Source organism: Bradyrhizobium sp. AUGA SZCCT0222 (assembly GCF_018130205.1).
Lineage (GTDB): Bacteria > Pseudomonadota > Alphaproteobacteria > Rhizobiales > Xanthobacteraceae > Bradyrhizobium.
In genome coordinates this window covers 20,549-31,823 of record NZ_JAFCLX010000070.1, presented here as the reverse complement: position 1 = coordinate 31,823, position 11,275 = coordinate 20,549, and the positions used below count along the sequence as shown (strand labels likewise).

14 protein-coding genes are annotated in these 11,275 nt (G+C 63.0%); 6 read left to right on the top strand and 8 right to left on the bottom strand.

Features of this window, described 5'->3' with window-relative positions; all coding sequences use genetic code 11:
- Positions 1–157: 157 nt before the first annotated feature.
- Entirely contained in the window at positions 158–637 is a 480-nt protein-coding gene (locus JQ629_RS34470; RefSeq protein ID WP_212416401.1) for a GNAT family N-acetyltransferase, read from the bottom strand.
- 362 nt (positions 638–999) lie between these two features.
- Between JQ629_RS34470 and JQ629_RS34465 the strand changes: the two genes are divergently transcribed.
- Entirely contained in the window at positions 1,000–1,971 is a 972-nt protein-coding gene (locus tag JQ629_RS34465; RefSeq protein WP_212416400.1) for an ABC transporter substrate-binding protein, read from the top strand.
- Between the two features lie 323 nt (positions 1,972–2,294).
- On the opposite strand, the gene JQ629_RS34460 is transcribed toward JQ629_RS34465, so the two are convergent.
- The 4 genes from JQ629_RS34460 to JQ629_RS34445 form a co-directional block, all read right to left on the bottom strand.
- The gene (locus tag JQ629_RS34460) at positions 2,295–2,495 is read right to left on the bottom strand and encodes a hypothetical protein (protein ID WP_212416399.1); all 201 of its coding nucleotides are present in this window, start codon (positions 2,493–2,495) and stop codon (positions 2,295–2,297) included.
- 220 nt (positions 2,496–2,715) lie between these two features.
- Positions 2,716–3,228 (bottom strand): lipocalin-like domain-containing protein, encoded by a 513-nt coding sequence (locus JQ629_RS34455; protein WP_212416398.1) that lies wholly within the window; start codon positions 3,226–3,228, stop codon positions 2,716–2,718.
- 341 nt (positions 3,229–3,569) lie between these two features.
- Positions 3,570–3,809: a hypothetical protein gene (locus JQ629_RS34450; RefSeq protein WP_212416397.1), complete on the bottom strand. Its 240-nt coding sequence runs from the start codon at positions 3,807–3,809 to the stop codon at positions 3,570–3,572.
- Between the two features lie 115 nt (positions 3,810–3,924).
- Entirely contained in the window at positions 3,925–6,372 is a 2,448-nt protein-coding gene (locus tag JQ629_RS34445; protein WP_212416396.1) for a heavy metal translocating P-type ATPase, read from the bottom strand.
- A gap of 50 nt (positions 6,373–6,422) precedes the next feature.
- Here JQ629_RS34445 and JQ629_RS34440 point away from each other — a divergent pair, with 50 nt between their 5' ends.
- Complete coding sequence (locus JQ629_RS34440; RefSeq protein ID WP_212038387.1) at positions 6,423–6,698, top strand: metal-sensitive transcriptional regulator; 276 nt, start codon at positions 6,423–6,425, stop codon at positions 6,696–6,698.
- A 12-nt stretch (positions 6,699–6,710) separates the two neighbouring features.
- On the opposite strand, the gene JQ629_RS34435 is transcribed toward JQ629_RS34440, so the two are convergent.
- The 3 genes from JQ629_RS34435 to JQ629_RS34425 form a co-directional block, all read right to left on the bottom strand.
- Positions 6,711–7,142, bottom strand: coding sequence for a hypothetical protein (locus tag JQ629_RS34435; RefSeq protein ID WP_212416395.1), 432 nt, complete (start codon positions 7,140–7,142; stop codon positions 6,711–6,713).
- 197 nt (positions 7,143–7,339) lie between these two features.
- Complete coding sequence (locus JQ629_RS34430) at positions 7,340–7,720, bottom strand: hypothetical protein (protein ID WP_212416403.1); 381 nt, start codon at positions 7,718–7,720, stop codon at positions 7,340–7,342.
- Positions 7,721–7,815: 95 nt separating this feature from the next.
- A complete protein-coding gene (locus tag JQ629_RS34425; RefSeq protein WP_212416394.1) occupies positions 7,816–9,420 on the bottom strand; it encodes an AMP-binding protein in 1,605 nt (534 codons plus the stop codon).
- Between the two features lie 242 nt (positions 9,421–9,662).
- Between JQ629_RS34425 and JQ629_RS34420 the strand changes: the two genes are divergently transcribed.
- From JQ629_RS34420 to JQ629_RS37635, 4 genes are all read left to right on the top strand, one after another.
- Positions 9,663–9,821 (top strand): hypothetical protein, encoded by a 159-nt coding sequence (locus JQ629_RS34420; protein WP_212416393.1) that lies wholly within the window; start codon positions 9,663–9,665, stop codon positions 9,819–9,821.
- Positions 9,822–9,950: 129 nt separating this feature from the next.
- Positions 9,951–10,739 carry an SDR family NAD(P)-dependent oxidoreductase gene (locus JQ629_RS34415; protein WP_212416392.1) on the top strand — a complete coding sequence of 263 codons (789 nt, stop codon included), beginning with the start codon at positions 9,951–9,953 and terminating at the stop codon, positions 10,737–10,739.
- A gap of 121 nt (positions 10,740–10,860) precedes the next feature.
- Complete coding sequence (locus JQ629_RS34410; RefSeq protein ID WP_212416391.1) at positions 10,861–11,046, top strand: hypothetical protein; 186 nt, start codon at positions 10,861–10,863, stop codon at positions 11,044–11,046.
- A 70-nt stretch (positions 11,047–11,116) separates the two neighbouring features.
- Positions 11,117–11,251, top strand: coding sequence for a hypothetical protein (locus tag JQ629_RS37635; protein WP_283815982.1), 135 nt, complete (start codon positions 11,117–11,119; stop codon positions 11,249–11,251).
- Positions 11,252–11,275 lie beyond the last annotated feature (24 nt).

Sequence of the window (11,275 nt, the reverse complement as noted above, 5' to 3'; positions counted from 1 at the left end):
GACACATGACTTGCACCCGACCGCAAGCCGAACGTCAGAATCTCCTTGCAATGCGGGCGTCGTCCACACATGACCCAAAGCCGATAAGCGGTGCACCCGTTGAAAAGACGCTCCCGCGGTCAAGGCGCCGTCGTTCCGACCGCATCGCCCTGCGGGTTCATGACGGCAGCTCTTTCCGCAGGCTGATGGCATAGTCCCGATAACCCAGCGCCGTGTACAGACGATGCACCCGGTCGCTTCCGGCCAGGACGCCAATCCCCATCCGTTTTAGCCCGCGAGCGCGCGCTGCATCCTCCATCGCCAGCATGAGGCGACGCCCGATGCCACGGCCGCGCTGACCCTGGGTGACGACAAGCTCCGCGATCAGGAAGTATCGATCACGCAGCTCGGGCTCCTGGTCTGGAAAGCCCGCGGCGAACCCGCAGGGCGCACCATTCAACGTGGCGACCAGGAGTAATCCGTCGTTTTCGTCAATAACGCGCAGCAGGCGCTCGATGTACCACGCCGCGAACTCACGATCCGCAACGGCTCGCTCGGTGAACTGCTGCTCGAATTCCTGCAGTTCGATCATGAGCGCCATTAGCGACTCGATATCCGCTGCGATAGAAGTCCGAATGACGATGTCCGTAACCGACATGTTTGCCTCCCGTAGCTTGAAAGCGGACCTGTTGTGCTCAGGTCGAGTCTCGTCGTTCATGACCCAGGCGGAAGCGCCACCTGTTAGTCCTTTTCAGGTCACTTACTTCGCCGCGGATAAAAAGCAAACTCCAACCGCGTACCTCCTGGCTCAATGATCATGCAATGCACTTTGGGAGACGCATAGTGTCAGGTTCTGGCACCTTTGAGACATGCCCGCCTATCCTGAGAATGTCCGTTCACCGGGGTAGACCGGAAGTCGCCGTGGTCCGGTCAAACCGACGCGAATGACCCACAACGGACATTGGCGCTCCGTTGCCGAGCCGATACTATGATAGTTCCTCCTCGGTACAGGACGCGTTCATGAAACGGCGTGAATTTATCGGTCTCATTGTTGGCACAGCGGGTGCGTGGCCGCTCTCGGCACACGCACAATCCAAAACATATCGTGTCGGGCTGCTCACGCTGGATACAGGTGAGGATGCCTCTCAATTCACCGGACCGCTGCGAGACCTCGGCTATGTCGAGGGAAAAAACCTGAACTTCGAGCATCGATCCGCCGACGGAGACCCCGGGCGACTTGCCGCAATGGCCGAAGAACTTGTGCGTGCAAAGCCGGATGTGCTTGTAGCGGGGTGGGGTACGCTCGCACCAAAGGCGCTCAAAACTGCAACCGCCACCATCCCCATTGTGTTTGCGACCGTCGGGGATCCGATTGGGGCGGGTCTCGTGCAAACTCTGGCGCGGCCCGGTGGCAACGTGACGGGCCTGAGCGGCCAGTCTGCCGAGTTGAAGGGCAAACAGCTTCAACTGTTGCTGACGTGCGTTCCAGGCCAGAGAGCCGTCGGTGTGCTCTTGAACCCCGATACCCCCTACAGCGCGTTGGCCTTGAAGGAATTGAGGGTGGCTGCGGACCGAGAAGGTATCCGGCTCGAACTCCTGGAGGTGAGAAGGCCCCCAGAGTTCACGGCCGCCCGGATGGACGCACTTGTTGCGTCCGGTGCGACAAGCCTGTTTGTCATCGAAGACCCGCTTACCGCCAACCTCCGGGCCGCCGTCCTTGATCAGGTGAGCAGACTTCGGCTTCCTGCGATGAGCGGGAGCGTCGGTGCTGTGCGCTCGGGCGCTCTTATAACGTATGGCCCAAGTCAAAGGGACATCTATCGCCGCGCTGCCGAGTATGTGGACAAAATTCTCAAAGGCACCACTCCCAGCGAGCTGCCTGTCGAGCAGCCAACCAAATTTCAGCTCGTCATCAACCTCAAAACCGCAAAGGCGCTCGGCTTGGTAATACCGCCGTCGTTGCTGGCCATTGCCGACGAGGTGATCGAATAGGTCCGCCGACTTCCGGTTTTGGCACTTTCCGGACATGACTGGTCTCACTGGCAATGTCCGCTCACGGGGCGGAAGCAGCCATCAAGCATTCGCAGTTTGAGGCTGCTTGTGGTCCATCGGCGCGCGCCGCCTATTATGGACGTATCGTACAGAAACTAAAACCGGGAATGCGCGATTGCAAATACGCTCGCACCGGGCCGTCGCGCGGTCCCCGCATCGGATTTCGGCCTTCACAGTACCTTACCGCCGACTGCGCAGGTCGCCATCCTTCGACGGTCCCGCGCCGACAGTCATCACGCCGCGTCGGCCTGCACCCGGTGCGCTTACCCCTGTTGGGTCAGTTGCTGCATAATCTGTTGAAACATTTGGGCGGGATCGTTCTGACCACCCCCACCACCGCCCGTTCCTCCGCCTTTGATTTCCAGCACTTTGACCGCCACTAAGGGGAGCCGCATAAAGCCGCCAGACACCGCATCGAGTTCCTGCGCATTCAGAACGTCGCTCGCATTGATTGCTTCGGTCATCACATTTCCCCTTTGATTTAACCAGCGCGATCATCCGGGCTGGTGCGGCCACATTTAGCGACACCGCTTTCGTCGCGATGTGACGGGGATCACATGGAAAGCGCTCGCGCGCATCGCGTCATCACGACCGGCGACGACAACGCCAGCATCACGGCGCGGACGGCGACCGATTGCGGACGGATAACGTCATCTCGACGCGGACGATGGCATGGCAAGCTGGTCACTTCGCCCGTTTGAACACCAACTCCAATGTCACACCTGCGGGTGTGCGCGGGTTCGTGAGCTTCAGTTCCTCGTCGGTAATCGACGTGACGATCCGGCGCTGATTGGGCGCTCCGACAAAATTCGGAACCGAACTCGTCTCGATGTTGAGGTGAGCCGTCTTCGTGCTTTCGTCCACCGTGTAAGTCCCGGTGTAGGCAACCACGCCCGACGCGACGGCCATGGCTTCCTCGGGGGACGGTCGTGCTGGATCGCCCGACGCATACTTCGGCACCTCGGTGCGCACCGTAATGAAGTGGAAGCGGCCGTCTGCCGTGTAGGTCACCGCGCCCTGGGCGCTTGGCCGCGGCACGGCGCTGCCATCCTCGCGCTTACCTGTGCTGGACACGTAAATCCACGTGCCGACGAGTTGATCCTTGAGTGACTTTCCTTGCGCCACGCTGCTGCCTGGGAAAGCAGGAATAGTGACCAACGCGATTGCACAGAGGCCAAACACGCAATGCCTGTTCATGAGACCCCCTAAAGTTGGTCCAACCACGGTACAACAAAAGCGGGTGGCCAGACCAGTTTCGCATTCATGGCAGGCTCGCGCCTTGCAGGATGGGCGGATCAGCCGCGTAGCGGCGGCAATGGCAACCCGCACTGGCACCGAACAAGCCGGGAGATGGGCGACGCCGGCGGGCGACCGGGACCGCAGCCGAAGGCACAGGAACGTGTACATCGCGCCGCCGGCGCAGGGCGATTTGCCCGTCGCGATTTGTCGCGGCCTGTCCTATCGATTCCGCATGTACCCCCGGGATCACCGGTGCAGCGTGACCGTTGCAATCCACGGACGGGTCAACACTTCGCGCTTCAGCGATCTTCTTCGTCCGCCTTTCGCGGCGGGGATTTGCGCGACGGCGCGGGTGCGCCGAGTTCCTGGCAGGGCAGTTCGGTCCATGATCCATCTGATGTCTGCTGGTAGGAATGGCAGGACGATGACGCCGGCTGCTCGCTCGCCTTCGGCGTCTCGGCGTTTTTGGCAAGCCCGGGTACTGCCGCCGCGAGCAGGGCGGCCGTCGTCGCCACAAAGATCGCGTGTCCTAACCGCATGGGAATTCCCCTTTTTGAAAACAGAGTTCCTTTCGTAGCGGACATTGTGGAGTTTTTTGGACAGGCGTTGCGCCACGATAGTTTGATTAATGATCTCCAAATCGTGCGCGCTCGTTCACAGCCGCGTGACGCGCAACCGCAGGGCATTGCCGACGACGCTGACCGACGACAGCGCCATGGCCGCAGCGGCAATGATCGGCGACAGCAGGATGCCGAAACCGGGATAGAGGATACCCGCGGCAATCGGGATGCCGGCGGCGTTGTAGATGAAGGCGAAGAACAGGTTCTGCCTGATGTTGCGCATCGTGGCCTGCGACAGTTTTCGTGCGCGGACGATGCCGCCGAGGTCGCCCTTCAAGAGCGTGATGCCGGCACTTTCCATCGCCACATCGGTGCCGGTTCCCATGGCGATACCGACTTCGGCTGCCGCCAGCGCCGGGGCGTCGTTGACGCCATCGCCGGCCATGGCGACGATCCGCCCCGCCTTCTGCAGCCTGGCGACCACCGCGCTCTTCTGATCCGGAAGCACTTCGGCCTCGACGTCTGATATGCCGAGCTGCCGCGCGACCGCTTGCGCGGTGGTCCTGTTATCGCCGGTCAGCATGATGACCTTGATGCCTTCTTCCGCCAACGCTTTCAACGCCGCGGGAGTTGAAGCTTTGACGGGATCCGCGATGGCAAACAGGCCAGCGAGCCTGCCGTCGACGGCGATATTGATGACGGTGGCGCCATCGGTGCGCATGCGCTCGGCATCGGAATCCAGCGAATGGGTATCGACGCCAAGCGAATTCAGGAACTTCGAATTGCCGAGCAGAACCGATTTGCCGTCGACCTTGCCGGTCGCACCTTTGCCGGTCGGCGAGTCGAACGCCTCGACCTTGCCGAGTTCCAGTCGACGTTCCCTGGCGGATCGCACGATGGCGTCGGCGAGCGGATGCTCGCTGGCAAGCTCGACGCTGGCGGCGAGTCGCAGGATTTCGTTCTCGTCGAATCCTGAGGTCGCCACGATTGCTGTAACCTTCGGCTTGCCTTCGGTCAGCGTGCCCGTCTTGTCGACCACCAGCGTGTCGACCTTTTCCATGCGCTCCAGGGCCTCGGCGCTCTTGATCAGGACGCCGGCCTGCGCGCCGCGTCCGACGCCGACCATGATCGACATCGGCGTCGCAAGGCCGAGCGCGCAGGGGCAGGCGATGATGAGTACGCTCACGGCGGCGACGAGACCGAACGCCATGCGCGGCTCCGGCCCGAAATATGACCAGACGCCGAAGGCGATCAGCGCCACGGCAATGACCGCGGGCACAAACCAGCCCGCAACCTGATCGGCGAGCCGCTGGATCGGCGCGCGCGAGCGCTGCGCGTCCGCCACCATCTTCACGATCTGGGACAGCAGCGTGTCGCGGCCGACTTTCTCCGCGCGCATCACGAACCCGCCCGATTGGTTCAGCGTGCCGGCGATCGCCTGGGCCCCGGCCTCCTTGGTGACCGGCATGGATTCGCCTGTAACCAGCGACTCATCGAGCGAGGAGCGGCCTTCGAGAATGACGCCGTCGACCGGTACTTTTTCGCCGGGGCGGACGCGCAACATGTCGCCGACCGCGAGGCTGTCGATGTCGACTTCATGGTCGGCGCCGTCTTCACCGAGGCGGCGCGCGGTCTTCGGCGCCAGTTGCAGCAGGGCCTTGATGGCGCCCGAAGTCGCTTCTCGGGCGCGCAGCTCCAGCACCTGGCCGAGCAGGACAAGCACGGTGATGACGGCAGCAGACTCGAAATAGACCGCGACCGCGCCGCCATGGCCGCGGAAGGTGGCCGGGAAAATTTGCGGGGCGATGGTCCCGACCAGGCTGTAGAGATACGCGACGGCGGTGCCGACAGCGATCAGCGTGAACATGTTGAGATGGCGCGTCAGCAGCGATTGCCAGCCGCGCACAAAGAAGGGCCAGCCGGCCCAAACCACGACAGGCGTCGCGAACGCGAGTTGAATCCAGTTTGACAGCGCCGGATCGACGAGGCCGTGACCGCCGACCAGATGCCCACCCATCTCCAGCACCACCGGCGGAACGGATAGCACGAGGCCGATCCAGAACCGCCGCGTCATGTCGGCGAGTTCGGGGTTGGGCGGCGTATCGAGGCTCGCAACCTCCGGCTCCAGCGCCATGCCGCAGATCGGGCAGCTTCCGGGCCCGACCTTCCGGATCTCGGGATGCATCGGGCAGGTGTAGATCGTGCCGTCGTTTGCGCCGTGGGGGACGTCAGGCTTCGCCGATGATTTCTCGAGATACTTCCTTGGATCGGCGGCGAATTTGGTTTTGCAGCCCGCCGAACAGAAATGAAAGGTTTTCTCTCCGCGGTCGAAGCGGTGCTTGCTGGTCGCAGGATCGACCGTCATCCCACAGACGGGATCGAGGACCTTGGCCGCGGCGTGGTGATCATGGTGGCTGTGGTGCCCGTGATCGGTGTGGGCGTGATGATCGTGGCCACTGCAACACGCGCTGGAAGTTGTGCCGTCGGGATTGGCCTTTATGTCCGGGGTCTTGTTTTCCGGATTGTTGTCGTGGTGGCTCATCGCGAATGCAGTCCCTTGCAACCCATACCCTGTAGGGGTATATAGGCCGCATGAGAAAAGACATCAAGGCATCCTGTCAAAAACGTCTGAGCCGCATCGAGGGCCAGGTCCGCGGCCTGTCCAGGATGGTGGACGAGGACCGCTACTGCATCGATATCGTAACGCAGATATCGGCGGTGCGCGCCGCGCTCCGGCGCGTCGAGGAAGAGGTGTTGAAGGATCATGTCTCGCATTGCGTCGAGCACGCGATTGCGAGCGGCGACAAATCAGATCAGCGCCAGAAGATATCGGAATTGATGGCGGTCATCGGCCGGTCTGACCGATAGGACGCGATCGCGTCACCGCCGGCGGCGTGCAATCGCGCCGGCGACGGTCTGCATGGTGATTCCCAGGACCCAGCCGACCATGATCGTCCAGGTCCAGGCGAGGTGCGGATCGTGACGGAGCACGATCACGCAGACGGAGGCAAAGGCTGCGGCCGCGGCGAGGAACGTGCCGACCGCGCTGAGCAATTCCGGCGCGTCGATCTTGCCATCCCAATGGCCGTCCGACGGCTTGCCATCGGTGTAGAAGGGACGTTGCGGGGTGTCGATGCCCAGATAGAATCCGACGGCGCCGCCGAGCATCATCAAAAGCAGGAAAGCCTGCGACGTGAACTGCGCGATGCTGGTGCCGACGAGTGCAGCCACAAACAATCCGCTTGCAGCGCCGGCCATCGCAAGGCCAAGGCGCTCCAGGACGTGCGCGGTCTTTCTGACGCGGGTTTGCATGCTGGCTCCCGCAGAGACTGTGAGCAGGGAGGTTAGGCCGTTTTGGCGCCGGTTGAAAGACGGTCTACAAGTTGAAAGACGTCTACAAGGAGAAGTGATACGCGCCAACGGATCCGCGTAAGCGGTGGCTACGGATAAGCGTCATGCGTCAGCCAGTTCGGTGAATCAGGCCGCGCCACCGTGCTGCAAAACGGGCGCTAGTTCTTGGCGCGGATGAAGCCTGCAAGCCTGCCCTTCTGGGTCTCGCACCAGGTCGTCATGCCGACGCGCCTCTGGTCGAGGTCCGTCGTCCTCGTCGCGATGGCGACCTCCTGCAAGAGCAGGTCATCCGGGCGCTCACCCATTTTTCCGCCGGTATGCACGTATGCAATGGCCTTTCGGACTTGCTCGGTGGTGCCATCCGGCTGCTGCATCTCCTGGGCCTTCTGCACCAGATCCTGATAGACGACATCCGTGCCGGGGCATTCCACCTTGGCCGCGAACGCCTGCAACACCATCGTCACATATTCCGAGCGAGGGCCGGCATGCGCCGCCGTCGCAACGAGAACCAAACCAACTAGCAACGCAGCACCGCGCATCATGACCTCCCTGGCACTTTCCTTAGGCTTTTCCGGTTTTGGGGAGGCTAGCGCCGACGGCAGCCCGGCACAACCTTCGGAAAGCATCTGGCGCATCAAAGCGCCGTCAACTCGCCCTTTGCCCAGATCTCGCGCAACTTGAACTTCTGGATCTTGCCGGAGCCCGTCAGTGGAAACGCCTCGACCACGAACCAGTGTTTGGGCGTCTTGTGCGGGGCCAGCGAGGCCCGCATGTAGGCTGACAGTTCCTCCTTGTCGATCACGGCACCTTGCGCCGGGCGGATGAAGGCGGCGACTTCCTCGCCCCATTTCTCGTGCGGCAGTCCGACCACGGCGATCTCGCTGATCTTGGGATGGCGGAACAGCAGTTCCTCGAGCTCGCGCGGATAGATGTTCTCGCCGCCGCGGATGATCATGTCCTTGAGCCGGCCCTCGACGGTGCAGTAGCCGCGGGCGTCCATTGCGCAGAGGTCGCCGGTATGCAGCCAGCCATCGGCGTCGATGGAAGCGGCCGTGGCGTCCGGCATTTCGAAATAGCCGAGCATGACGTGGTAGCCGCGCGTGCAGAACTCGCCGATCTCGCCGATCGGCACGGTCTGGCCGGTGTCGGGATTGACGATCTTGTTCTCCATGTTCGGCAGCGGCAGGCCGATGGTGCCGGCCTTGTCCTCGATGGTGTCTGACGTCCTGGTCATCGCCGCCACCGGCGAGCATTCGGTCTGGCCGAACACGATGGTGAAGGGTGCGCCGAGTTCTTTTTCGAACCGCGTCACCAGTGCGGCCGGCACGGTCGAACCGCCCGAGCAGATTGCCTTGACAGACGACAGGTCTGTCGTGGCGAAGGAGGGATGTTCCAGCATCGCCACCAGCATGGTGGGAACGCCGACCATGGCGTTGCCGCGATAGGTCGCAAACATTTCCAGCACGAGGCCAGGCTCGAACGCTTCGATCAGCACCTGGGTTGCCGCGCGCGACACCGCGCCGAGCACGCAGCAGACGCATCCGCCGGTGTGGAACAGCGGCATCGTGGTGACGAAGACGTCGCCGGGCTCGACCCCCATCTGCACGGCGGTATCGGCGCCGTTATTGGCAAGCCCGCGGTGATGCAGCAGCGCGCCTTTTGGGAATCCGGTGGTGCCTGACGTGTACTGGATCATGACCGGATCGGTCGGCTTGACGTCCGGCAGCGCGATACTGTGGTCGTCGCCGGCGGCGATGAAGGTATCCCAGTCGTCGAACGAGATGATCTCGCGCAATTCCGGGCAGCGCGGCGCGACCTCCCGCACCGTTTCCAGCATCGGATTGCCGCGGAACGCCGGCACCACGAAGACGCCGGCCGCGCGGGACTGCTTCAGTACATATTCGACCTCGTTGGCCCGAAAACCCGGATTGACGGTGACCAGCACCATCCCGGCCATCGCGGCGCCGAACTCCATCATCACCCATTCCGGCAGATTATACGCCCAGACGGCGACCCGCTCGCCCGGCTTGAAGCGGCGGAGCAGGGCGCGCGCCGTGCGCTGCGCCTCGGTGTGAAGCTCCGCATAAGTCCATTGCCGGCGCGCCGCGGGGTCGGGGACACCCGCAATCAGCGCGAGCCGGTCCGGCGCCGACCGCGCGGCCTGCTCCAGCAACTGGCCGAGCGTGACGTCGCGGACGGTGGTGGAAACACCCGCGACGTGAGATTCCTTCAAGGCCATTGTCTCTCCCATGGGGTTTTGCCGGTATGATGCCGGCAATTGACCGGACTATGGCATCCGCCGCTTGTGTTTTGCAGCCGGGTTCCGAAAGAAAATTTGCGGTTTTGCCAGCCTGATCGGTCGTTTGTGAAAAGCGGCCGGCCTGTTCCCTGGGTAACAGCGTCCGGCTCTGAAAGGCGGCATTCTCCTGATCACGAACAACGGACGCGATGGTCGCGCCCCGCACCCCAAGGAGAATTGCCATGACGATCCAGATCGAACGCTTCGCTCCCCGCAATGAACTCGCCGAAAACGAGCTTGATATCGTGTCGGGTGGCGTGCGCTATGAAATCACGCGCGAGGAATGGGAACGCCGGGCCGCGACCAATACGTTCGACAAGCCGGATGCCAAGAAGAGATAACTGCACGGAATGTCTGATTTGGAGGCCCGGACGCCCCGTCCGGGCCGTTGCGTTTTCGCTCTCGGCTGATCCAGCCGCCATCGTGTTAGGATGACGCGCGACGTGTTTGACACCGAGGGGACGGCCGCCATGAGCCTATTGAGCAATCCATTCGACCCCGCACGCGAGGCGGCGCTGGTGACGGGCGCCGGCAACGGCATTGGCCGGGCCATCGCGCAGGCGCTGGTTGGCGAGGGCGTGCGGACCGTATTCGCCGATATCAGCGAGGAGCGCGTCGCGGCTGCGATCAAGGCTTCGCCGCGGCCGGAACTGGCCGTGCCATGGGTCGGCGATCTCGCCAGCGCCGCCGCGCGAGAAGCGCTGCTGAAGGACGCGCAATCCGCCGTCGGGCGGGTGACCCATTTCGTGCACAGCGCCTCGCCGCCGCGGCGCGAGGCCGATCACGCCATGGCCGTCAGCACTGAGACCTGGGCGCAGATGCACGCGGTCAATCTCGAGGCCGGCTTTCACCTTTCGCGCGAGCTGGCGCGGGGGCTGATCGCGGCGAAACAGCCCGGCTCGTTCCTGCTGCTGACCTCACTGCATTCCGGCACGCCGCGCAATCTGCCGCATTATTCGACCGCCAAGGCCGGGATGGCGATGCTGGTGAAGGAGCTCGCAAAAACGTTCGGCCGCTACGGCATCCGCGTCAACGCGCTGGTGCCCGGCGCGATTGCCGCCGGTGGTTTTGTTGCCGATCCGTCGCTGGCAAAACACATTCCGCTCGGCCGTCTCGGGGAAGCCAGCGACCTCGCGCCACTGGCGCTGGCGGTGCTCTCGAACCGGGTGTCGGGCTATGTCACGGGCTCGGCGATAACAATCGATGGCGGCTTGTCGCTGACCAACTGGTTTGAGCCGCCGGAGCTCGGAGAAATGTGAGGCGGAACCCGGACGAGGGTTGCCCGGCGTGGAACGAGCGGGCCGGTTCGGCGGTTCTCACAACAGGCCGCGGCCGAGCAATGGAACCGGTTCCTGCGGTGCCAATCTCAGGGAGTGCGATATGACATCCGAGATGCAAATCCACACCATCGCGCGGCAGATGCTCGAGAAGCACGGCCCGGCGGCGATTGCCCAGGCGGCGCAAAACGCTATCGCTTGCGAGAGCAAGGGCGAGGCCGAGGAGGCCAAGGAATGGCGCCATATCGAGGACGCCATGAAGATCATGCGGGGACCGCATCAGAGCTGATGGCGCCCCAGCCTTCGGTCGTGGACGATGAAGGTGGTGAACCCTTTTCCATCCGCCGCGACCAAAAGGCATGGAAAACATAGCTCAATACATCGGCGTGACGCTGATACTCGGCGTCTTTGTCTGGGGCATGATCGGCTTCTATCGCGGTCTCTCGATGCCCAAGAACGAGCATCGTCTGGATCACACGGGCGATACTTTGTGAGCTGAGTCCGGTGCTGCTGACTGA